The 21,799-nt window shown below is 65.8% G+C and carries 20 protein-coding genes and 1 tRNA gene; 9 read left to right on the top strand and 12 right to left on the bottom strand.

The window, feature by feature from the left end:
* Window positions 1-16: 16 nt before the first annotated feature.
* Complete coding sequence (locus G9465_RS15170; RefSeq protein ID WP_166971443.1) at window positions 17-1,081, top strand: rod shape-determining protein; 1,065 nt, start codon at window positions 17-19, stop codon at window positions 1,079-1,081.
* On the opposite strand, the gene G9465_RS15165 is transcribed toward G9465_RS15170, so the two are convergent.
* Entirely contained in the window at window positions 1,082-1,258 is a 177-nt protein-coding gene (locus G9465_RS15165; RefSeq protein WP_166971441.1) for a hypothetical protein, read from the bottom strand. It lies immediately after the preceding gene.
* A 204-nt stretch (window positions 1,259-1,462) separates the two neighbouring features.
* Between G9465_RS15165 and G9465_RS15160 the strand changes: the two genes are divergently transcribed.
* Window positions 1,463-3,349 (top strand): hypothetical protein, encoded by a 1,887-nt coding sequence (locus G9465_RS15160; RefSeq protein WP_166971439.1) that lies wholly within the window; start codon window positions 1,463-1,465, stop codon window positions 3,347-3,349.
* Between the two features lie 493 nt (window positions 3,350-3,842).
* Window positions 3,843-6,008 carry a GH32 C-terminal domain-containing protein gene (locus G9465_RS15155; protein ID WP_166971437.1) on the top strand — a complete coding sequence of 722 codons (2,166 nt, stop codon included), beginning with the start codon at window positions 3,843-3,845 and terminating at the stop codon, window positions 6,006-6,008.
* Window position 6,009: 1 nt separating this feature from the next.
* Here G9465_RS15155 and G9465_RS15150 read toward each other — a convergent pair whose 3' ends face one another.
* The 3 genes from G9465_RS15150 to G9465_RS15140 form a co-directional block, all read right to left on the bottom strand.
* The gene (locus G9465_RS15150; protein ID WP_166971435.1) at window positions 6,010-7,332 is read right to left on the bottom strand and encodes a glycoside hydrolase family 68 protein; all 1,323 of its coding nucleotides are present in this window, start codon (window positions 7,330-7,332) and stop codon (window positions 6,010-6,012) included.
* 89 nt (window positions 7,333-7,421) lie between these two features.
* A complete protein-coding gene (locus tag G9465_RS15145) occupies window positions 7,422-9,728 on the bottom strand; it encodes a cation-translocating P-type ATPase (RefSeq protein ID WP_166971433.1) in 2,307 nt (768 codons plus the stop codon).
* 91 nt (window positions 9,729-9,819) lie between these two features.
* Window positions 9,820-10,059, bottom strand: a complete 240-nt coding sequence (locus tag G9465_RS15140) for a hypothetical protein (protein ID WP_166971431.1) — start codon at window positions 10,057-10,059, stop codon at window positions 9,820-9,822.
* A gap of 162 nt (window positions 10,060-10,221) precedes the next feature.
* Between G9465_RS15140 and G9465_RS15135 the strand changes: the two genes are divergently transcribed.
* The 5 genes from G9465_RS15135 (at window position 10,222) to G9465_RS15115 (ending at window position 13,610) form a co-directional block, all read left to right on the top strand.
* A complete protein-coding gene (locus tag G9465_RS15135; RefSeq protein WP_166971429.1) occupies window positions 10,222-11,268 on the top strand; it encodes a phytoene/squalene synthase family protein in 1,047 nt (348 codons plus the stop codon).
* A gap of 91 nt (window positions 11,269-11,359) precedes the next feature.
* The gene (locus G9465_RS15130; RefSeq protein WP_166971427.1) at window positions 11,360-11,737 is read left to right on the top strand and encodes a hypothetical protein; all 378 of its coding nucleotides are present in this window, start codon (window positions 11,360-11,362) and stop codon (window positions 11,735-11,737) included.
* 79 nt (window positions 11,738-11,816) lie between these two features.
* Entirely contained in the window at window positions 11,817-12,164 is a 348-nt protein-coding gene (locus tag G9465_RS15125; protein WP_166971425.1) for a TRAM domain-containing protein, read from the top strand.
* A gap of 325 nt (window positions 12,165-12,489) precedes the next feature.
* Window positions 12,490-13,320, top strand: a complete 831-nt coding sequence (locus tag G9465_RS15120) for a succinylglutamate desuccinylase/aspartoacylase family protein (protein ID WP_166971423.1) — start codon at window positions 12,490-12,492, stop codon at window positions 13,318-13,320.
* Window positions 13,317-13,610, top strand: a complete 294-nt coding sequence (locus G9465_RS15115; RefSeq protein WP_166971421.1) for a hypothetical protein — start codon at window positions 13,317-13,319, stop codon at window positions 13,608-13,610. Before G9465_RS15120 ends, G9465_RS15115 begins: the two co-directional genes overlap by 4 nt.
* 575 nt (window positions 13,611-14,185) lie before the next feature.
* Here the strand turns inward: G9465_RS15115 and G9465_RS15110 are convergent.
* Together G9465_RS15110 and G9465_RS15105 are read right to left on the bottom strand one after the other, a co-directional pair.
* A tRNA-Val gene (locus G9465_RS15110) sits at window positions 14,186-14,260 on the bottom strand.
* Between the two features lie 50 nt (window positions 14,261-14,310).
* The gene (locus G9465_RS15105) at window positions 14,311-14,580 is read right to left on the bottom strand and encodes a hypothetical protein (RefSeq protein WP_166971419.1); all 270 of its coding nucleotides are present in this window, start codon (window positions 14,578-14,580) and stop codon (window positions 14,311-14,313) included.
* Between the two features lie 89 nt (window positions 14,581-14,669).
* Here G9465_RS15105 and G9465_RS15100 point away from each other — a divergent pair, with 89 nt between their 5' ends.
* Complete coding sequence (locus G9465_RS15100; RefSeq protein ID WP_166971417.1) at window positions 14,670-15,620, top strand: MBL fold metallo-hydrolase; 951 nt, start codon at window positions 14,670-14,672, stop codon at window positions 15,618-15,620.
* Here the strand turns inward: G9465_RS15100 and G9465_RS15095 are convergent.
* Genes G9465_RS15095 through G9465_RS15070 form a run of 6 tightly spaced genes read right to left on the bottom strand, consistent with a single transcriptional unit; the run spans window position 15,612 to window position 21,786 of the window.
* Window positions 15,612-17,177, bottom strand: coding sequence for an NADH-quinone oxidoreductase subunit N (locus tag G9465_RS15095; RefSeq protein ID WP_166971415.1), 1,566 nt, complete (start codon window positions 17,175-17,177; stop codon window positions 15,612-15,614). The two genes, G9465_RS15100 and G9465_RS15095, sit on opposite strands and share 9 nt — an antisense overlap.
* Window positions 17,178-18,707, bottom strand: coding sequence for a NuoM family protein (locus G9465_RS15090; RefSeq protein WP_166971413.1), 1,530 nt, complete (start codon window positions 18,705-18,707; stop codon window positions 17,178-17,180). It lies immediately after the preceding gene.
* Window positions 18,708-20,801, bottom strand: a complete 2,094-nt coding sequence (gene nuoL / locus G9465_RS15085) for an NADH-quinone oxidoreductase subunit L (protein ID WP_166971411.1) — start codon at window positions 20,799-20,801, stop codon at window positions 18,708-18,710.
* Between the two features lie 3 nt (window positions 20,802-20,804).
* On the bottom strand, window positions 20,805-21,107 hold the full coding sequence (gene nuoK, locus G9465_RS15080; RefSeq protein WP_166971409.1) for an NADH-quinone oxidoreductase subunit NuoK: 303 nt from the start codon (window positions 21,105-21,107) through the stop codon (window positions 20,805-20,807).
* Window positions 21,104-21,520: a proton-conducting membrane transporter gene (locus G9465_RS15075; RefSeq protein WP_166971407.1), complete on the bottom strand. Its 417-nt coding sequence runs from the start codon at window positions 21,518-21,520 to the stop codon at window positions 21,104-21,106. The genes nuoK and G9465_RS15075 overlap by 4 nt, the downstream gene beginning before the upstream one ends.
* Window positions 21,517-21,786: an NADH-quinone oxidoreductase subunit J gene (locus G9465_RS15070; RefSeq protein ID WP_166971405.1), complete on the bottom strand. Its 270-nt coding sequence runs from the start codon at window positions 21,784-21,786 to the stop codon at window positions 21,517-21,519. Before G9465_RS15070 ends, G9465_RS15075 begins: the two co-directional genes overlap by 4 nt.
* Between the last annotated feature and the right edge of the window lie 13 nt (window positions 21,787-21,799).

Raw genomic sequence — 21,799 nt, 5'->3', positions numbered from 1 at the left:
CAACACGCCATCGTACATGAGTGACGACGACGCGGAGGCAGGCGGTGGGAGCGGCCGTTCGGTGCCGATCGGTGTGAAACTGGGTAGCACGCGGACGGTCATCGCCCTCCCCGACGAACACGGGACCGAGAACCGCATCATCAAGACCCTGACCTGCATGGCCACCTACGAAGACGCGCTGACCGGCGAGGAGAAGATCCTCTACGGCGAGGAGGCGGCCCGCGAGTACCCTGACCGAGTGCAGTACATGCTCCGGTCGGGCCTCCCGGAGGACGAAGACCGCGCGGCGATGACCAAGACGTTCTTCGAGGCGCTCATCGAGGAGAACGACATCCCGGCCGACAGCGGCGTCGTTTACGCCATCCCGACCATCGACAACCCCGCTGGACTGGACAACCTCAAAGACGTCATCGAGGGGTCCTCTATCGGTCTGAGTATGGTCGAGAGTTATCCCGAGTCGCTGTGTGGCTCGATTCCCGCCTTCGGCGACGATCTAGAGGCCATCGACGAGATATTCATCTCGGTCAACATGGGGTCGACCAACCTCGAAGCCTCCGCGTACCGCCGGGGCGAGCAACTCGCTCCCTTCACGACGGGCGCGGTCACCGGCAACGAAGTCGACCGGATGATAGCGAACTACGTCGAAGAAGAGACGCAGGGACGGGTCAACATCGACACCCAGACCGCCCGCGAGTACAAGGAGGCCCACGCCGACTTCGTGGAGTTCGAGCCGTTTACGGACATCATCCAGCAACCCGGTGGCGGCACCCACGAGTTCACCATCGAGCGCTCGGTGATGGACGCCGTCGACGAGTATCTGGACGACGCCGTCGACGAACTCGCCAACACGTTCCTGCCGGAGCTAGCAAACGACTACATGAAGGTGTACCAGTTGGCACTGGACCGCCCCGTCGTCCTCACGGGCGGGATGGCCTGCATCCCCGGCATCGTCGAGGAGTTCGAGCGGCGACTCAGCGAGGAACTGAACCGAGAAATCGAGGCGACGGCCGCGGACGAACCGGACGTCGCACCGACCGTCGGCGCACAGCGTATCGCCGCACGACTCGTCGAGAACAGCTAATCAGCCGCTCCAGCAGTCGAGCCACCGCTCGATGACCGGTCGCATCGCTCGGTCGCGCCGTGGGCGCTTCCCCGAGAGGATATCGAACACGTCGGTGTCGATTCGGACGTCGAGTCGCCCCTCGACACGGTTCTGTCCCCCGCTGTGGTCCGTGGTATTCAGCCGTACCCGTGGCATGGAACTGGCTATGGAACCCTGAGTTGTAAACCTCAGTCAGACGCCTGTCTGCCGTCTCGGCGACGAGCGGCGACACGAAATTGTGAGACGGTCCCGACTCTCGCGACCGAACTGTCAGATCACCGACGGAGCCGAAAAATTCCACGTAGTATTATCGGATTAGATGAGTGAGTATCATAGTCACCGACGCTGTAGGCCGTATTGATGGGTCAGGTTATCAAGGTAGATAATCGTGGGGGTACGCTGCCAGACGTACTCACTCGGACCGGACAGGGTGGGTTCCTGTCCACGGGCTATCTCCGCGACCAACCGGCAGCGGCGGCACTCGACGACGACGAGACACCACAGTTCGTCCTCACAAACAGCAAGAACGGCGTCACTATCGAGTCGTCGGATTCGACCGACCACGTCACGCCCGGAAGCGGGTATCGGACGGTCGCCGTGCTGACCGACCGCCGCGTCGTCGTCTTGGTGGGCGACGCGGACGGCGACACGCAGTTCGTGGTGCCGCTGGTCGAAATCGAACAGGTCGAACACACCACGAGTATCCGGCGCGGTCGGCTCACCTTCCGCCGCGAGGGCGGGTCGACGTGGCACGTCCACACCGGGACCGACGGACTGGCCGAGGTTGCCGACTACCTCGCCGCCGCGTCACAGGCGTGGATACGCGTCGAGAACGAATGCAACAGGGTCACACAGACGCTCGTCACTGCCACGGACCACAGAGACGACGGCGAGTACGACGAGGCGCTGTCGACCGCTGAGAGTGCCGAGGACCACCTCGAAACTGCGCGGGCGACGGCGCTCCGGTTCTCGACGGCCCGGCCCGGCGATGCCCTCCGGAAGCGACTGGACCCCGTCGAATCGCGCTGTGTGAACACTGTCGCAGAGATTCGGGTCGGCCGCGCCAGACAGGCCACGGACGAGGGCGAATCCCTCTGGCGCGAAGACGACTACGAGGCCGCCTACGAGGCCTACGAGCGGGCCCGTGAGGAGTACGAAGCGGCGCTGGCACTCGACCAGACCCGTCTCGACGACGTCGACGGGATACGCGAGGAACGGGAGCGCCTCGACCGCATCGTCGGCCACCTCGAACAGTCCCCGCTCCGCCACGCCGTCAGGGCCGACAACGCGGCCGTCGACGCGGACGACCCGGCGGTCGCGGCCGACCGCTGGACAGAGGCGATGGCTCACTACCGGCGCGTGCTGGAACTGGACTGGGGCAGCGGTGACCGGCGCTTCGCGGGTGACCCCGAGAAGGTGCGCGAGCGACTCGGGACCGTCGCGGAGCAACTGACCGGGGCCCAGCGAGCGATCGCCGTCGACGCGATGCGGGCCGGCGACTGGTACAGCGACGCCGAGCAGTACGATGCGGCCCTCGCGGAGTTCGAGGCCGCTGCAGAGGCTTTCGAGACGGCGCTGGCGACCGCCCGAGACTGCTACCCGGACGCGGTCGACCACCTCGAAACCGAACGGGACGCGGTCACACAGCGTATCGAGCGAATCGAGGCGATACTGGCCGGCGACGAGGTCACGGACCACATCGAGGGTGGCGAGGAACCGGCCGATTCGGTGACGGCGACCATCGGTGATCCGGTTCCCGACGACGACGGTCCCACGGCCATCGAGGCGGCTATCGAGGCCGCGGAGTCGGAGTTCGGGCCGTCGCTCACCGGACAGGGTGCGCCCGAGTCGACGACCGAGCGCCTTCGCTCGCTCGACCAGCAGGAACTGACGGCGGTGGTCGCCGACGCACTCGACGAGACGGTGTGGTCGACCCAGCGCGGGGCCGGCGAGTCGCCGTTTGACCTTCTGGTCCGGCGGGACGACGGCGACGTGATGGGTGTCGTCGTCGAGGACCCCGAGGCGGACTCGGTCGGCGCGGCCACACTCGACCGCTGTGCCGACCTCGCGTCCTCGGACGACGCCGACGCGGTGTTGCTCGCGGCGGCGGTCCCCTTAGAACAGGAACGCTCCTCGCTCGCGGGCGACCGGGAGGTTCGAGTCCTCGATGGCGACTCGCTCTCGGCCATCGTCGACGCGCAGGACGTCGCCTTACCCGAGTCGACACGGCGCGTCATCGAAGAGTGACTGGCGGGCACTCCCCGAATCCGCGCGAGCGGGTGGCCAGACCAGAGACCAGACGGACGAGTCGACCGCCCGCTGTCCCGTCGAAGTCCCGGAATTCGGACTGCGCAGGGCCGCATGCCGGCGTATAGTCCCACCCCAGCCCGCTTTACCGATGTAAGGCCGTTAAATTAAATAGAGTTTCCAAGGGGGAAGCAACGCTTAATACTGCCCAAAAACCATCATCAACTATAATGTACTGTTCGAACTGCGGTACACGGATGACGTACAACGACGAGACGACGAAACTGACAGAGTTCGTCTGCCCGAACTGTCACGACACGCTCATCGACTGGAAGGCCGAGGCTCGGAACGCGCGTATCGACTGACGCGACGGCACCGTCTTCGCTGTTTTTCTCCGGTAGGACGGTGCTTCCGCCGACCCACTCACATTCAGTCAGTAACAGACACGAACGATTGCCGAATGTTTTTATATTTGAGAGGGTGAGTACCTCCAATGGTAGAGTCGCGACGCGTCGGCTGCCTGTTCGTCGATTCCTGTTCCGACGAACAAACGGCAGCGTACGAATGGTGCGAGGAGGCGTTCGACGACGTCGAGCGGTGTTCTCTCGCAACTGTCGACCCGACCGACTACGACGTGCTCTGGTGGCACCGTGACGACCCCTTCGACGGGGCGGCCGTTGCGGGCCCCCAAGGGGAGGCACTCGCCGCCTACGTCCGGTCCGGTGGGTCGCTCCTGCTGACCCTCGGCGCGATGGCCGCCGTCGAACCGCTCGGCTTCGACGCGGTCGGTCCCGACGCGGTGGGCTGGGAGGAGATTCCGGAACCCACGGGTCCGCTCTGGAAGGCCCTCTATGCCGACCACCCGGTCGCAGAGGGGTTCGACACGCTCAGAGTCCACACCCGCGGCCCCGGGATAACGGTGCCCTACGCGCGCTATGAACACGTCGCGCCGATGGCGGGTGACGTTCTCGCTAGCACGGTGCGGGGCGACACCGACGTGGTGAAAGGAATGGCCACTGTCGTCTGGGAACCCGGCGAAGGCCACGTCCTCGGCATCGGCTCGGCCGTCTCCTTTCGCCAACCGACCCACGACATCTGTCACCGTAACCGCGAGACGCTGGTGTCGAACGCGCTGGGGTACCTCGCCGACGGCGACGGTGTTCGGTTCACCGGTCGCCCGAAAGACGTCGAGACGCTTACCGCGATGCGCGAGGGGCTGGCCGACGACCCGCTCCGGCCGACGTTCCACGTCACCCCGCCGGCCAACTGGCTCAACGACCCGAACGGACTCATCCACTGGAACGGGCGCTATCACCTGTTCTATCAGTACAACCCGACCGGGCCGTTCCACAACACGATTCACTGGGGCCACGCGGTCAGCGACGACCTGATACACTGGGAGGACCGACCGGTGGCGCTCTCGCCGTCGCCGGACGGTCCGGACCGCGACGGCTGTTGGTCCGGATGTGCGGTGGACGACGACGGCACCGCGACCATCCTCTACACCGGCGGCCGGGACAAGAAACAGTTGCCGTGTATCGCGACGGCGGCCGACGAGGCGCTCTCGTCGTGGGTCAAGGACCCCGCGAACCCCGTCATCGAGGAGACGCCCGCCGAACCCGAGGTCCTGCGGACCGAGGACTGGGAAGGCGAGTTCCGCGACCACTGCGTCTGGCGCGAGGACGGCGTCTGGCACCAGCTCATCGGCGCCGGCATGGAGGGCGGCGGCGGCGCGGCCCTGCTGTACGTCTCCGAGAACCTCCGGGACTGGGAGTACCGCGGTCCCATCCTCAGCGGCGACCGCGACACCGCCGGCACCGTCTGGGAGTGTCCCGAACTGCTGGACTTCGGGGACCGACACCTCCTGCACGTCTCGAACTACGAGGACGTTGTGTACTTCCTCGGTACCTACGACGACGGCGAGTTCACCGCCGAGCGCCGGGACAAACTCGACCACGGCGACTTCTATGCGCCCCAGTCGATGTGGACGGACGACGGCCGCATCCTCACGTGGGGCTGGATTCCCGAGGCGCGTGACGTAAGCGCCCAGTGGGACGCAGGCTGGTCCGGGACGATGTCGCTCCCACGCGAACTGACGCTGGCCGACGACGGCGGCCTCTGTCAGCGGCCCGCGCCGGAACTGACGGCCCTCCGCGGGGCGAACACCCACCACGACGAACTCCGCCTGTCGAGCGGAGACCGACAGCGCGTAGACGTCGAGAGCCGGGCGTTCGAACTGCGCGCGACTGTCCGACTGGAGGACGCCGAGGCCGTCGAACTCTCCGTGCTGGAGACACCGGACCGGGCCGAGCGAACGCCGATTCGCTACACGCGCGACAGCGAGATGTACGTCGACCGCTCGGAATCGAGCCACGACCCGGAGGCGACCATCGCCACCCAGCGGATGCGAGTCACGCCGTACGACTCGCCGCTCTCGCTGCGCGTGTTCGTCGACGGCAGCGTCGTCGAGGTGTTCGCCAACGAGCGCCACTGCCTGACCAGTCGCGTCTACCCGACCAGCGAGGACGCCACGGGCATCTCGCTGGCGGCCGACGGCGGGCGTGCGACCGTGGCGTCGCTCGACGTCTGGGAGATGCAGAGCGCGTGGGACGCGGAACGCGAGCCGAGTGTCCGCGAAAAACTGTCGAGCCGTCCCTGAGTCAGTCCTCGGAGACGTAGCCGCCGCTGCCGTCCTCGTCGGTCCGCGCCCGACGAATCAGTTCTCGCTCGGTCGGCGGTAGTTCCTCACCGGCCATCGGGACGTGCCAGTGACCGAGTTTCCCGGTGATACGCGTCTCCGTTCCCTGCACGTCGAGTCGGAGCGTCGGCCCGAGCGTCCCGCCGAACCGGCGCATCTGTTCGGACTCCGGGAGGTGTGCTATCTCGTCGAGCGTCTCGCCCGCGAAGTCGAAGTAGTTGAAGAAGCTCTGGACGAGCACCTCGTCGTCGTGGGGGAACGCCATCCACGAGTACGACTGGAACGGTGCGTTCTCGGGGTTAGTGACGACGAGGCCCGACTCGTTCAGCGGGACGTAGTCCCCGCGCAGTTCCTCGGCGACGAAGCCATAGAGCGCGTCGTACCCCTCGAGTCCCGGCGCGAACGTATGGAGGTGACTGGAGACGAAGAGGTAGTACAGGTCGTCCTTGTAGACGATGTGAGGGCGTTCGAGTTCCTGATTGACGCCCACGGCGTCCAGCAGCGGGTCTTCGAGTTCCCACGAGAGCGGGTCGCCCGTCGGCGAGCGTGCGATGCCGACGCTGCCGTTGTACCCCTGCTGGGCGGCGTCGCCGTCACAGACGTCGCTCCCTTCGGGCACGGGGGAGTTGGCCTCGAAGAGGAGCCACGTCTCGCCCGTCTGGGGGTCCTCGAAGAACCACGGGTCGCGGAACGTGTAGATCATCGCGCGCGATTGGTCTTCGCGCTCGTACCGGTCGCCGTCCGGGCGGAGCAGTTCGTGGTGGGTCCACGGTCCGCGAAGGGAGAACCCCTCGCTCGTGTCGACGGTGCCACCGCCGGCCCCGACGATGCGCTGGGAGTACGTCAGGTCCTCGGCCCCTTCCTCACCAGCGGCGGTGTAGAACAGGTAGACCGACCCGTCGTCGTCGTACAGCGCGGAGCCGGCCCACTGGCGCTGGCCCAGTGCGTCCTCGAAGACGGGGCCGCCGTCGTGCCAGTTGCGGCCGTCAGCAGAGTAGAAACAGCGGACGCTCGCCACGTCGTGGCGCTTACCCGGCAGGAGGTCCGAGGGCGCGGTCAGCGAGAAACAGACGCGGTAGCCGTCGACCTCGGCGAGGGTGCCGTCCCGGTTCCGGAGGAACCACGTATCCCAGATGTGGAGATGGGGTATCTGGTCGCTCTCGGGCGGATAGACGATGGGTCCCACCGTCTCGTCGGTCCGTTCGATGCGTGCCGCTTGTTCACGTGTCCAGCCGGCGCGGGCTCTGAAACCGGGTGCCCCGTCGCCGAGCGAGTGGTCGTCCATGCATCCGTGTGCGTCCACGACCGGGATAAGGGTTTCTGGATGACTACAACTGCTGTTGTATACGCGTTTCTGATTGGTTCTCCGTGTGCCTACTCACGGGCCTCGCCGAACTCCTCGGCCTCGACTCGCGAGAGACGCATCGCGTTGCCGGTGACTCCGACGGTCATCCCCGCGTCGCCCAGCAACACTGCCAGCGCGACGCCGACGTATCCGGTGACCGCACCGACCGCCAGCAGGAGTTTCAGGCCCAGACTGGACCAGACGTTCTGCCGGATGACGCCGGTGGCCTTCTTCGAGAGGGTGGCGAGATAGGGCAGTCGCCCGATGTCGTCGCCCAGCAGGGCGATGTCGGCCGTCTCGATGGCCGCGTCGCTGCCGGCCGCGCCCATCGCGATACCCACCGTCGCCGTCGCCAGCGCCGGCGCGTCGTTGACACCGTCGCCGACCATCGCCACGCTGTCGTACTCGTCTAGCAGTTCCTCGACGGCGGCCACTTTCTCGTCAGGCATGAGTCCTGCCCGGTAGTCGGTGATACCGACCTGTTCGGCGATAGCGCGGGCCGTGCGCTCGTTGTCGCCGGTGAGCATCACCGGTTCGATACCGAGGTCACGGAGACGCGCGACCGTCTCGGCGGCGCCCGGGCGCAGTTCGTCGGCGACGGCGACGATACCCTCCAGCGAGTCCTCCGTCCCCACCAGCACGACGGTCTTGCCCTCGTCCTGCAGTCGGGGGATGGTGTCCTCGACGAGGTTGAGACAGCCCTGTCGGTCACACATCTCCCGGACCTCGCCGGCCAACTCGCCGGAGGGGTTGACCACGTGGGCGTGGTCGAGTTCGAAGCCGAGGTCGTCGAACAGGCCGGGTTTGCCGGCGTAGTGGCGCGTCCCGTCGAGCGTCGCCTGCACGCCCTCGCCGGTCAGGCTCTCGAAGCTCGTCGGTTCGGTGACTTCGACGGCCGCCTCCTCGGCGTGAGCGACGATGGCCTCGCCGATGGGGTGTTCCGACCGGGCTTCGAGGCCCCGCGCACAGCGCAGGACGTCCGTCTCGGTCCGGTCACCGACGGGGACGACGTCGGTGACGGAGAGTTCGCCCTTCGTGAGCGTCCCCGTCTTGTCGAGGGCTATCGCGTCGACGCCGCCCATCGCTTCGAGGTAGGTCCCGCCCTTCACGAGGACGCCGTGGCGGGCGGCGCTGGTGATGCCCGCGACGACGGTGACAGGCGTCGAGATGACGAACGCACAGGGGCAGGCGAGCACCAGCAGGGTGATACCGGTGACGAACCACTCCAGCCACGGTGCGCCCAGCAAGAGCGGCGGGCCGACCGTGACGGCGACGGCGAGTGTCACCATCAGCGGCGTGTAGTAGTTCGAGAACCGCTCGACGAACTGCTCGCGCTCGGTTTTCTTCGCCTCGGCGTCCTCCACGAGGCGGATGACCTGCGAGAGGGTGTCCTCGCCCGGCGGCGCGGTCACTTGCAGTTCGAGGTAGCCGCCCTCGTTCATCGTCCCGGCGTAGACGGCGTCCCCCGGTTGCTTGTCGACGGGGACGGACTCGCCGGTGACGGGCGATTCGTCGACGGCGGACGCCCCTTCCAGAACGTCGCCGTCGGTCGGTATCTTCTCGCCAGGCCGGACGACGACGCGGTCGCCGACGGTCACCTCGTCGACGGGGACCGTCACTTCCTCGCCGTCCCGCTTGACTGTCGCCTCGTCGGGTGCGAGGTCCACCAGTTCCCGCAGAGAGTTTCGCGCCCGGTCCATCGCGTACCCCTCCAGCAACTCGGCGATGCTGAAAAGCACTGCGAGCGTCGCCGCCTCGACGTACAGCGTCTCGTCGCCGACCAGCGAGGCGGTGATGGCGCCGACGATGGCCGCCGACATCAGGAAGTCGATGCCGAGGTTGCGCTGCCGGGCGGCGACCACTCCCCCGCGCAGGATCTCCTGTCCGGCCGCGGCGACCGCTCCCAGAAAGAGGAGGTCCGCGAGGACGAACTCGACGAGGCCGAACGGTCCGACCGGACCGACGGTGGCGACCGGTATCGGGGCCAGACCGAACTCGGCGACGAGGCCGACGGCGAGCAACACGCCGCCGACGGCCGTCTTCTTCGCGCGGGCCGACCGCCAGACCGAGGCGCGAGCCTCGCTTCTGGGCACGTCGGTCGCGTCGTCGCTCGCGCCCTCGACGGCGTAGCCCGCCCGTTCGACGGCCGAGACGAGCGTCTCCCGCTCGACGGCGCCGGGGTCGTACGTCACTACCGTGATACCGCTCCCCGGCCGCGTGTCCACGGATTCGACCCCCGGTAGGTCGGTCATCGCCGAATCGACCGTCGCCGCACAGGACGAACAGTCCATCTCCGGGACACGGAGGCGGAGCGTGCGCGTGTCCTCGCTGCTCATATGCGAGGGTAGACGACGGTGTCCTATTAACCCAACTGCTACAGAGTGGGGTACAGTTGGCCGAGATTATTAAAGAATCTGGGCTAGATTATTATGGGTCTTCGACGGCGTCCTCGTCCTCGTGCAGGCCCACGCCCTCAGGGGCGCTGATGTCGAGCGGCCGGACCCACTCGTACCAGATGTACACGACCCCGAGGCCGTAGCCCAGCGCCCAGACGGCGCTTCCGACCCACGGATACCCCATCTGACTCAGGAACCCGTTCGCGAGGCCGGGGACGATTACCACGGCGGCGATGGTCACGGCGAGCGCTATCGTGTCGTCGCGGTTCATCGACCCCTCACCACCGCACGGAGGACGGTCATGGGCTATCGTACGTACTTGCTCGGCTTAGGCGTGGCGTTTGCCGCCACGCCGGTGACCACCGGACCGTCTCTCGGCCGCAACACAGCCGCCCCATTTTTATCACAGTACGCCCTACGCCGGGTGACGGGAATGTCTCAGAACCACACTGGCCGGTCGTCAGAAGAAGATATTGAGTGGTGCTACGACGCCGTCCACCGGGTCTCGCGGACGTTTAGTTTGACAATTGCGGAACTCGACGAGCCGATGGCACGCGACATCTGTGTCGGCTATCTCCTCTGCCGCGTCGCCGACACTATCGAGGACGCCGGACACATCCCCCCGGGGGTACAGGCGGACCTCCTCCGACTGTACAGTCGGACGCTTGACCCCTCTGCCGACGCCTCGGTTCGCGCGTTCGACGAGGCGGCGTCGGAGTGGCTCCCTGCCACGATGACCGACGACTGGGAGGTCGTCGACAACGCCGGTCGTGCGGTCGGTGTCTTCCGTTCGCTCGACAGTCACTCGCTCGAAGCGATTCGCGGCCCGGTCCGCGAACTCGTCGACGGGATGGCGATGTTCGTCGACCGCTACGCCGACGAGGGCGGTCTGCGCATCAAGAGCCTCGAAGAACTCGAAGAGTACTGCTGGTACGCCGCCGGCACCGTCGGGACGCTGGTGACGGGGCTCGTCTCCCACGAAGCCACCGACGAGCAGGTCCAGCGGATGGAGGAGAACGCACGCTCCTTTGCCCTCTTGCTCCAGTTGGTCAACGTCGCGAAAGACGCCGCGACCGACATGGAGGAGGAGAACAACGTCTACCTCCCGCTGGAACTGCTCCGCGAGGAGGGCCTCGACCACGGCGACGTGGGCGACCCGAGCAACGTCGACTCGCTGGTCCCGGTCATCGAGCAGGTAACCGCCCGGGCCGAGAGCTACCTCGACGGGGCCCAGACGTGGCTCGACGCCATGCCCGAGACGCGGGGCAACTCGCTGTCGGCGTGGGCCATCCCCTTCCTGCTCGCCGTCGGCACCATCCGCGAACTCCGCACTCGCCCGGCCGACGTCATCGAGCAAGGCAACGTGAAGATAACTCGCGAGGAGGTTCACGCGGTGTGCCAGCAGTTCGTCGGCGACGGCGACCCTGCTATCGGCGACCTGCGGAGCAAGATTCGCCAGCGACCCCTCCACGAGTACTGATCCAGCGACCGACCGGTCGACTCGACATTCCTCTCTCGGGCCGAGCGTGGTCCGCACAACCCTGAAACGTCGCCCACACGTACTGTCGTCCATGAGCGAGACGCTCGAACTCCCAAACGGCGACGAGGTGTCGCCCGACGACGTCTTCCTGTACAACGATTACCCCTACCGACTCGTCTGGCTCGATAGCGAGACGCACGCCTTCGAACTGTCGCCGCTGTACTGGGGCGACAGCGGCATGGACATCCCGTTCCGTGACCGAGAAGCGCTCGTCGACCAGTGGGAGTCCGACTCCCGAGGCTTGCTCTCGGCCGAGGGATGGGCTGACTGGCTCGACGACGCCACAGCGGACCCACGGTTCGGCGAGGAGGAAGTGGCCGAACTGGCCGCGGAACTGCCCACAGAGTGGGACCCCTCGGAACGTGACTCGTCGTCGACTGGCGGCCTCCGCGACAAACTCGGGCTCTGAACTCGGGCGGTTCGCCCGGTCGACGCGACGCCGTACCGACTCTGTAACCTATTAGAACGCGGAACCTGAGACACCGCACATGGAACTCATCTGGTTCGCGGCCGGCGGCGTGCTCGTCCTCGCGCTGGGTCTGGTAGCGCTTCGACGCAACGGGTCGTCAGACGTGGCTCAGTCCAGACGTGCCCACGAGGACGCACAGGAGCGTGACCCACCCGTCGACATCGGCGAGACGTACGAGTTCGGCATCACGGAGTTCACAGACCACCACTCCGGCGACCGCGTCGCCGTCGGGAAGGTGGAGGGGTTCGTTCTCTTCACCGAGGACGTGCCCTCGTCGCTCTCGGAGGGCGACGTCGTTCGTGCGCAGGTGTTGTCGTTCAACCGCGGTCACACCTCTGCGGACGCGCGGTTCGTCGAGACGGCGTAGCACGGCGCGAGTAGCGTCCCCTCAGTACCGGGCGACGGTGCCGTCGATCTGTGCCTTGCGAATCAGTCGAGACAGATACCGGTTAAACGGGTCGGTACCGTGAGTTCTGGGCCGATGGTTGCTTCAAACCCGAAATCTGCGCCGACTGGCACCGCCCAAGTGGTATAGACTACCTCCGGACGTGGTCGAAAGAGCGCGGCGTAAACCCCTCACAACCGCCAGCAGCGAGGGTTTGGTAGAGCTCCACCACTTCTCAGGGCAACGAGACACAACGAACGTACTTAGCCCCCCGATAAGTTTCCATTCGTAGAATCTAGGGCCGACAATGAGACGACGGACGTTCCTCGCCCACTCGGCGGCGGCCCTCGGTGGGTCAGCGCTTATCGGGACCGTTGGGACGACATCAGCGACGGCAACGACGCAGGCAGGTGGAGGGGCGCGCACGACGGAGACGCTTCTGGCGGGGACGGAGTACGCATCAGAGGTGGTCACCATCGATGCGCCGAACGACGGCCCCACCGCCGTCGTCGTCGGCGGGATGCACGGTGACGAACCGAGCGGGTATCGGGCGGCGAGCGACGTCGCCTCGTGGGAGTTCGACGCCGGAGAACTAGTCATCCTCCCGAAGGCGAACCGACCGGCCATCGAGCGAGGGACGCGACACAACGACAACGGTGACCTGAATCGGAAGTTCCCCACAGGTCGAGAGGCAGAGACGAAACTCGCACGGGCCATCTGGCAACTGGTCGAGCAAGCCGATCCCGATGTCGTCCTCGATTTACACTCCTCGCAAGGCGTGTATCGAACCCACGAATCGTCCGTCGGGCAGGCGGTCTTCCCGACGGTAGTCGACCCAGCACCGGCTTACGCGCAGACGGCTATCGATACCGCGAACGACACCGTCGTCCCGTGGTATATGCCGTACCATCGCTACGAGCGCGGGAACTCCCTCGACGGGTCTTCTCCACTCCTCGGCCACAAGGTTGCAGGTGACCTCGACCTCCCGGGCTACATCGTCGAGTCGACGAGGTTCATTCTTGATCCGTCGACTGCGGCACAGTGGACGTCGCTCATTGCAGAGACGTTGTTGGCGAGACACGGCATCCCACGGCGTGACGGGCGGGTCGAAACCACGGGAGGTGATAAGAACAGATGAGCGACTCAACTGCGGACGGACTCGACCTCCAGCACTTCCGGACGGTGTTTGCTGGCCGCGTCGTCGCGGTCGTGTTCACACTCCTAACTGTTCCACTCGTCGTCGGCAGTCTGGACGGCCGACTACTGACGCCGTTGGCGTATCCGGGCTACCTCGTGATGATGCTCGGAAGTTCCGTCGGGAGCTACCTGTTCCCGAGCTTTGACCTCTGGGTGTTCTGGGCTCCCTTCTTGCTCGGGAGCTACGCTGTCGCCGTCGTCGCCGGTGTCGGATACCGCACCATTCGCTGACAGCCTCCGTCGAACCGGATCCGTCCCTCATCGAGGCGGCCAAGGCAGACCTCGGATGGGCCGACAGCGACGCCGACGAATACGACGTCCACGAGGACGCGATAGCGACCAAAGCAGACGAAAAAATCCACCTCCGCGGTGATCTGTAAGCTCCCCTTGTCCTCGGCTGGGGATTTTCGCCACGTTGGGAGCCGGCTTGGCACCGCCGTGTGATGTAACCCCCACGTGTCGGCTTCACTTCACGGCTACAGTCGCAGGGTTTCGCCACGTCCCTTCGATATCGGCGGAATTGTTGGTGACTTTGCGCTGTGTATTCAGCACGGCTTCTCAGAACTGTCGCTGATTGAGGGTTTCAACGAGGCCACCGAAACGTAACTGTACTACTAGTATCCTACTTCGACGTACTCGGGTAGCGTATGGCCGCTACACTCGTCGTTTCGTGAACGCAGAGGATGGGTTGGGGCGGATTCTCACCGACTGAACTTCGCTCGCTACCGCTCGCTCGCTCCGGGGTTCGAATCCGCCAAACGCTTCATACACGCGCCGCTCGCAGTGAAGCGGCGCGAGAAATTCAGTGGGTTGGGGCGGATTCGAACCGCCGACTTCCTCCGTGTGAAGGAGGTATCATAACCGGACTAGATCACCAACCCCGGCTACACCCGAGGCTATTCGACCGGATACATTAAGAATTGCGTTCCGACTACGCTTCCGTCTCGTCTTTCTGCCGGTAGGAGTCGATCTTCTCGCGGGCGTCGGCGATGGCCTGTTCGGCCTCGCCCTCGGCGTTCTGCTGGAGTTCCTTCAGGTCCGATTTGACCTTATCGAGGCGTCCGGCTTCCGGTTCGCTCTCCTTACCGGTCAGTTCTCGGAATCGCTGCTCGACGGGTTCGAGTTCCTCTTTGACGCCCTTGCTCGCGGTTTCGCCGGCGCGCTTGAGATAGTACCGAGCGTCTTCGAAGTGCTTGTTCATATCTGTCCCTTGGCGGACGACGAATAAATCCTTTGTGCCCGACTGGGTGTGTACGAACTGTTTTCCATCCTGCCACACATCATCGTGGTATGTTCACACGTGTATCTATTCCGACGCCGTTTCAGGTCGGGGCGGTCAACGCGTACGTCGCCGGTCGAACCGTCGTCGACCCGGGGCCGGACAGCGAGGAGGCGTGGTCGCGGCTGCTGGAGACGCTGGAGGCACGCGAACTCACGCCCGCTGACGTCTCGCAGGTCCTCGTCACCCACCCGCATCCCGACCACTTCGGACTCGCGGCCCGCCTGCGCTCGGAAGGGGCACGTGTCCTCGCCAGTCCCGACGCCGCGGGCATCATGCGCGACTTCGCCACCCGCCTGAAGTACGAGCAATCGTACTTCTCGGATTTCTTCGAGCGCTGTGGCATCTCCCGAGAGACCGCGGAGGCGGTCACACAGCTCCCAGAGGCGTTTCTGGCGTACGCCCAGAGTGTTGCCACCGACCGCGAGGTGACGGCCGGTGATACGCTTACCGTGGACGACGAGCGACTCACGGTCGACAGCGTCGCCGGACACGCCGTGGGGGAACTCATCTTCTCGTACGACTGGGACGGCCGCCGCGAGGCCGTCGTCGGCGACAACGTGTTGGGCGACATCACGCCGAACCCGTTCCTCCAGCCACCCGAGGACCGCGGCGGTCAGCGTCCGCGCGTCCTCCCCGCGTTCAACGAGTCGTTACGCTGGCTCCGAGAGCAGGGTCACGACCGCTTTCTCACCGGCCACCGAGAACCCGTCGAGTCACCGACGGAGCGTATCGACGCCATCCTCGCCGAACACGACCAGCGAAGCGAGGAAGTCACCGACATCGTGAGCGAGGGCGCGACGACGCCCGCGGACGTGATGACGGCGCTGTTCGGGGACCTGCCGGCGACGGAGTACTTCTCGGGCATGAGCGAGGCTATCGGGCATCTGGACGTGCTCGAAGCACAGGGCCGCGTCCAAAAACGAGAGAGCGGCGGCGTCTTCGTCTACGAGCTACAGTAGTTCGACGGCCCGGAACGCGAGACTGGAGACGTAGTCGAACCCGGGGACCAGCAGCACCGTCACGACGGCGGCCGAGACGATAGCCGTGTAGAGACCGGTCGGGTACGACTCGATGGTGCGGTCGCCGGTCGGCTCCTCGATCCACATCGCCTTGACGACGCGGGAGTAGTAGAACAGCGACAGCGCGCTGTTGATGACCAGCGCGGCCGCGAGCGACCACGCGCCGACGTCCAGCGTCGCCGAGAACAGGTAGAACTTCGAGAAGAACCCGCCGCCGATGGGCAGGCCGGCCAGACTGAACAGGAAGACGGTCATCGCGGCACAGGCCAGCGGGGCCTGCCGGCCGAGACCGTTGTAGTCCTCGAAGCGGCGGCCGATGCCCCAGTACTCGGCGAGCGCGATGAACAGGAACGCGCCGGTGTTCATGAACCCGTAGACGAGCAGGTGGGCCATCCCGGCGCTCATCGAGAGGGCCATCCCGTCACCGGAGGCCGACAGTGCGGCCAGGCCGATGAGGATGTAGCCGGCGTGGCCGACGCTGGAGTAGGCCATCATCCGCTTGACCTTCTCTTGGGTGGCGGCCGCGAAGTTCCCGATGAACATCGTCGCGATAGCGAGCACCTGGAAGACGACGAACCAGTTCAGCGCCTCGCCGCTGGAGACGAGCGCCCCGATGGGGAACGCGACGGCGAAGGCACGGAAGGCGAGCACGAACCCGGCGGCCTTCGAGGCCGACGAGAGGAACGCCGAGATGGGCGCGGGCGCGCCCTCGTAGGCCTCCGGCGCCCAGAAATGGAACGGGACGGCGGCGATTTTGAACGCGACGCCGCCGATGACCATCATGATACCGACGCCCAGAATCGACATCGGGACGGCGGGCGACCCGGACTGGGCCTGCACCGTGCCGTCGACGATGGTCTGGACGGTGCCGCTCTCGATGGCCGTCGCGATGCCGTCGAACCGGAGGACGCCCGTCGCGGCGTACACCAGCGAGATGCCGTAGGCAAACACCGCCGAAGACACCGCGCCGATGAGGAAGTACTTGAGCCCGGCCTCGACGCTGCCGCGGTTCTTCTTGAGGAACGCGACGAGCGCGTAGGAGGGCAGCGAGACGAGTTCCAGTGCGACGAACGCCGTCGCCAGACTGTTGGCCGCACTCAGGACGGACATCCCCGTCGCAGCCAGCAAGACGAGAGCGTAGAACTCCGCCTGATAGGCGTGTTCTCGCACGTAGTCCGTACTGGCGAGCGTCACGAGCGCCGTGACGCTCGCGACGATGATCATGAAGAACAGGGCCATCTGGTCGACGACCAGTTGCCCGTTGAACAGCACGGGCGTGCCGACGCCGCCCTCGCTGGTGGGGATGCCGGTGCCGCCGAAGATGAACCACACGGCGAATGCCAGCGACGCCAGCGATCCGACGACGGAGACGCCGCCGAGGAGACTCGTGTTCGTCGTATCGGGGTCGACGCTGTCGATCAGTAGCAGGACCAGCGCCGTCACGGCGAGTGCAAGCGCAGGTGCAAGCCCCGCCCAGCTAGGTAGCTGATGAACCATCTATGCACCACCTCCAGTGAGCGGCGTAATCGCGTGTTGAATCATATCGTAGGAGAGGTCAGGGGCGACACCGAGTGCGATGACTAGCAGGAGGAGGACCGCGAGCGGTGCGACGTCGTGGAACGCGGCCGGACCGACCTCGTAGTCCGTCTCCAGACTGAAGCCACCGAACAGCGTGCGCTGCATCGCCCACAGCAGGTAGCCGGCGACGACGACGATACCGAACATGGCCAGCGAGGTCAGCACCGGCGCGGCGCTACCCAGCGTGGCCGCGTCGAACGCGCCCTGGAAGATGAGGAACTCTCCGGCGAACCCGGCCATCAGCGGCAGGCCCATGTAGCCGAACGCGGCGGCCACGAAGATGCCGACCGTCCACGGCATCCGGTCTGCGAGGCCGGACATGTCGCCGACCATGCGCGTGTGTGTGGTGTTGTAGATGACGCCGACGGTCATGAACATCAGCCCCGAGATGAGGCCGTGTGCGACCATCTGGAAGGTCGCACCGCCCATGCCGTGGGGCGTGAAGGCGACCAGTCCGAGGATGACGTACCCCATCGACGAGATGGAGGAGTATGCGACGATGCGCTTGAGGTCGCGCTGTGCCAGCGCCAGCATCGCGCCGTAGATGACGCTGACGACGCCGACGATGGCGAGGGGGACGGCGAGTGCCTGTGCCGTCTCCGCGAGCATCGTGAAGTTGAACCGCAGCAGTGCGTAGGTCCCCATCTTCAGGAGGACGCCCGCCAGCATCACCGACACCGGCGTCGGCGCCTCGACGTGAGCGTCGGGCAGCCACGTGTGCAGCGGGAAGACGGGCACCTTCACCGCGAACCCGAAGAACATCAGGACGAAGGAGATGGTCGCCAGACTGAACCCGGCGATGGTCGGCAGTCCGGAGGCGTTGCGGAACGCTTCGGCCATCGCCGGCAGGGCCAGCGACGTGAGGTCGGTGCTGAACACCAGTGCGAACAGCCCCGCGAACATGACGAGCGAGGCCACGTTCGTGTAGACGAAGAACTTGATCGCGGCGTACTTCCGCCGGGGGCCGCCCCAGACGCCGATGAGGAAGTACATCGGGATGAGGACGCCCTCCCAGAAGACGAACCAGAGGAAGAAATCGAGCGCCGCGAAGACGCCGATGAGGCTCGTCTCCATGAACAGCATCAGCCCGTAGAACTGGGACTGTCGCTCGTCGATGGGCGTCCACGCCGAGACGATGGCCAGCGTGGTCAGGATGGTCGTCAGCGCGAGCAGCGGCATGCTGACGCCGTCCAGCCCGACGTAGTAGGCTATCTGGTAGCCCGCGAGGTCTATCCACGGGATCTGTTGGCCGAAAGCCACCTCTCCGGGCGAGAGGAGCGCGTTGCCCGCACCGCCGTTCTGGGTGAGGAACACGTAGTACATGTACACCGACGCCAGCGCCGGGACGGCGCTGATGGCGGCGGCGAGTTTGCCGGCGTAGCGGTCCGGCGAGAGCATGACCGCGGCGCTCCCGAACAGTGTCACCGCGAGGAGTGCAGCGACCCACATTCAGAACCACCCCCCGGCGAGGCCGAAGATAGCCAGCAGGAGCACCAGCCCCAGCGTCAGCAGCGTCGCGTAGTTGCTGACGACGCCCGACTGGATGCGGCGGATGCGACTGCCACCGAAGAGGCTCACGCTGGAGATGCCGTTGACGACGCCGTCGACGACACCCTGATCGAACTTGTCCATCGCGCGTGCGAGCGGGTACGTGAGACCCGTCGCGAGCCACACCTGATACTCGTCTTGGTAGTAGTTGTGCATGAGTAGCGTCTTCAGACTGCCCAACTTGTCCGTGTGTTCGACGGGGTCGGGTCCGCGGTACAGCGCGGTCGCGGCGCCGGCACCGGCGAGCGCCAGCCCCAGCGAGACGGCCGCCGAGGCGAGCAGCGTCGGCGTCTCACCGAGCGGGTACCCCGCGGTGACGTGGGCCACGTCGTGAAGCAGCCCTTCGTAGTGGTGGAGGCCGGTGTTGAGTGCGGCCGGCCAGCCACCTTCCTCGGGACCGTTCAGCCACTTGTGGAGGAAGTCGATGTGCGCGCCGGTCAGTTCCGCGACGGGTTTCATGTTGATGAACCCGACCGTCGCGGCCAGCACGCCCAGCACCGCGAGCGGCCCTTTGACGTTCCAGCGAACGCCGTGGGGGTTCCGCGCGGTGTCAGTGCGGGCGGTTCCGTGGAAGGTCAGGTACACCATCCGGAAGGTGTAGAAGCCGGTGAAGAACACGGCCAGTAGCCCCATGGCGTACGCGACGAGGTAAGCCGTTCCGAGACCGCCCTCAGTTCCGAACCCGTGGATGAGCGCCTCGAACAGCACCTCGTCTTTCGACCAGAAGCCGGCGAAGGGAACGATGCCGGCCAGCGCCAGCGACCCGGAGAGGAACGTCCAGTAAGTCACCGGCATCTTCTCTTTCAGACCGCCCATGTCCCACATGTTCTCGTTGTGGTGCATGGCGATGATGACCGACCCGGCACCGAGGAACAGCAGCGCCTTGAACACGGCGTGGGTGGTCAGGTGGAAGACGGCGGCGATGTAGCCACCCGAGCCCAGCGCGAGCATCATGTACCCGTACTGGGAGATGGTGGAGTACGCGAGCACCTGTTTGATTTCCTGTTTGACCAGCCCCATCGTCGCGGCGAACAGGGCCGTGAAGCCACCGATCAGCGCGATGACCGCGAGCGCCGTCGGCGAGATGGCGTAGAACCCGTACATGCGCGCGACGAGGTAGACGCCGGCCGCGACCATCGTCGCTGCGTGGATGAGCGCGGAGACGGGCGTCGGGCCCTCCATCGCGTCGGGGAGCCACGTGTGCAGCGGGAACTGTGCGGACTTCCCGATGACGCCACCGAGGACGAGCAGTCCCAGCACCGTGAACCACGCCTGCGCGGAGAGGCCGACGGTGTCGAGCATCGCGATGGCCTCCGTCTCGCCGTCGACGACGGCGTGCTCTGCGAGCACGGGGAAGCTCTGGGCGACCACCTCGCCGTTCTGCGTGATGGGGGCGAAGAGGCCGGTACCGAAGGTGGCGAAGATACCGACGACGCCGATGAGGAAGAAGTAGTCACCGAAGCGGGTGACGAGGAACGCCTTCTTCGCGGCGCTCGGCGGGCCGTCCTCGCGGAACCAGAACCCGATGAGCAGGTACGAACACAGGCCCACCAGTTCGAAGAACATGAAGGCCATCAGCAGGTTGTTCGCGACGACGAACCCGAGCATGCTCGCCGTGAACAGGCCGAGGCCGGCGTAGTAGCGCGGCAGGCCCGTCTCGTCCTCGTCGTTCATGTAGCCCAGCGAGAAGATGTGGACGAGGAACGAGATGAGCGTCACGATGAGCAGCATGAGCGCCGACAGCGGATCGAGCAGTAGCCCGAACCGGAGCGTCACCGACTCGACGCCGGCGACCCACGTGTAGACGAACTCGTTGTGGTAGCCCCCACCGGCGACGGTGAGCGCGACCCAGATAGAGAGCAGCAGCGACCCGCCCGTCGCGGTGATGCCCGCGAGCGCGCCGCCTTTCGGCATGCGGTCGCCCGCGAACAGTGCGACGAGGAACGATACGAACGGCAGCAGGACGATCGCCGGAGCGTATGTGAATGCAGCCATCTGTTACCACCTCATCGTCGTCGCCTTCGTCACGTCCACGTCACTGAAGTTACGGTACAGCACGAGGATGATACCGATGCCGATAGCCACCTCGGCGGCGGCAAGGGCCATCCCGAACAGCGCGAACACCTGCCCGGTGAGGTTGCCGTGCTGGAGCGAGAAGGCGACGAAGTTGATGTTCGCCGCGTTCAACATTAGTTCGACGGACATCAGGAAGACGAGCGCGTTCCGTCGGGTCAGAATGCCGAACAGGCCGATACAGAACACGGCAGCCGAGAGCAGGAGGTACATCTCGGCGGGAATCACGCACCGTCACCTCCGTGACTGTCGTCGGACTCCGCACCGCCGTCGGCCGCGACGGCCGGTTCGTCGGTGCCCGTGTTGTCGACGCCGAGGTCGACGATTTCGCCGGACTCCTCGCGGCGGGCCAGCATGACTGCGCCGACCAGCGCCGCGACCAGCACGACGTCGATTATCTCGAAGGCCACGAGGAACCCTTCGGAGGGGACGGCGGCCTCGTTCTCACCCATTATCGCGCTCGGCGCGATGTCGAACATCGCCGCGCCCAGACTCTTCGTAATCGCGGCGGACTCTCCGAACCCGGCCGGGTTCGGGAACGAGACGCCGAGGAACACGACGCCGAGGACGACGAACAGCGCGACGGCCGCCAGTCCCGCGACGAAGTTCCCCTCGGTGTTGAGTCTCGGTTTACTGGTCATGGTGTCACCTCGATGACGGAGTCGTCCTCCCGAGTGAGCATCACTGCGAAGGTGATGAGGATGAGGACGCCGCCGACGTACACCAGAATCTGCATCGTTGCGACGAACGCCGCCTGGTTCATGACGTAGAACACGGCGACGCTGACCAGTGACACGCCCAGTAACAGCGCCGAATGCCAGACGTCCCGAACTAACACGACGCCTGCCGCGCTGCCCACCGTCACCAACGCGAACAGCGCGAACGCGATTGACTCGTACAGTGCCATCTTACTTTGAGAC

Origin of the sequence: Haloarcula sp. JP-L23 (genome assembly GCF_011602445.1) — an archaeon.
Classification (GTDB): domain Archaea; phylum Halobacteriota; class Halobacteria; order Halobacteriales; family Haloarculaceae; genus Haloarcula; species Haloarcula pellucida.
Note: the sequence above shows the minus strand (reverse complement) of the source record. Positions and strands in the feature narration are given on the sequence as shown.

Bases quoted from the DNA above. Each gene is read 5' to 3' on its own strand.
- G9465_RS15170 (WP_166971443.1), top strand. From the start codon at position 17: ATGAGTGACGACGACGCGGAGGCAGGCGGTGGGAGCGGCCGTTCGGTG.
- G9465_RS15165 (WP_166971441.1), bottom strand. From the start codon at position 1,258: ATGCCACGGGTACGGCTGAATACCACGGACCACAGCGGGGGACAGAAC.
- G9465_RS15160 (WP_166971439.1), top strand. From the start codon at position 1,463: ATGGGTCAGGTTATCAAGGTAGATAATCGTGGGGGTACGCTGCCAGAC.
- G9465_RS15155 (WP_166971437.1), top strand. From the start codon at position 3,843: ATGGTAGAGTCGCGACGCGTCGGCTGCCTGTTCGTCGATTCCTGTTCC.
- G9465_RS15150 (WP_166971435.1), bottom strand. From the start codon at position 7,332: ATGGACGACCACTCGCTCGGCGACGGGGCACCCGGTTTCAGAGCCCGC.
- G9465_RS15145 (WP_166971433.1), bottom strand. From the start codon at position 9,728: ATGAGCAGCGAGGACACGCGCACGCTCCGCCTCCGTGTCCCGGAGATG.
- G9465_RS15140 (WP_166971431.1), bottom strand. From the start codon at position 10,059: ATGAACCGCGACGACACGATAGCGCTCGCCGTGACCATCGCCGCCGTG.
- G9465_RS15135 (WP_166971429.1), top strand. From the start codon at position 10,222: ATGTCTCAGAACCACACTGGCCGGTCGTCAGAAGAAGATATTGAGTGG.
- G9465_RS15130 (WP_166971427.1), top strand. From the start codon at position 11,360: ATGAGCGAGACGCTCGAACTCCCAAACGGCGACGAGGTGTCGCCCGAC.
- G9465_RS15125 (WP_166971425.1), top strand. From the start codon at position 11,817: ATGGAACTCATCTGGTTCGCGGCCGGCGGCGTGCTCGTCCTCGCGCTG.
- G9465_RS15120 (WP_166971423.1), top strand. From the start codon at position 12,490: ATGAGACGACGGACGTTCCTCGCCCACTCGGCGGCGGCCCTCGGTGGG.
- G9465_RS15115 (WP_166971421.1), top strand. From the start codon at position 13,317: ATGAGCGACTCAACTGCGGACGGACTCGACCTCCAGCACTTCCGGACG.
- G9465_RS15105 (WP_166971419.1), bottom strand. From the start codon at position 14,580: ATGAACAAGCACTTCGAAGACGCTCGGTACTATCTCAAGCGCGCCGGC.
- G9465_RS15100 (WP_166971417.1), top strand. From the start codon at position 14,670: ATGTTCACACGTGTATCTATTCCGACGCCGTTTCAGGTCGGGGCGGTC.
- G9465_RS15095 (WP_166971415.1), bottom strand. From the start codon at position 17,177: ATGGTTCATCAGCTACCTAGCTGGGCGGGGCTTGCACCTGCGCTTGCA.
- G9465_RS15090 (WP_166971413.1), bottom strand. From the start codon at position 18,707: ATGTGGGTCGCTGCACTCCTCGCGGTGACACTGTTCGGGAGCGCCGCG.
- nuoL (WP_166971411.1), bottom strand. From the start codon at position 20,801: ATGGCTGCATTCACATACGCTCCGGCGATCGTCCTGCTGCCGTTCGTA.
- G9465_RS15075 (WP_166971407.1), bottom strand. From the start codon at position 21,520: ATGACCAGTAAACCGAGACTCAACACCGAGGGGAACTTCGTCGCGGGA.
- G9465_RS15070 (WP_166971405.1), bottom strand. From the start codon at position 21,786: ATGGCACTGTACGAGTCAATCGCGTTCGCGCTGTTCGCGTTGGTGACG.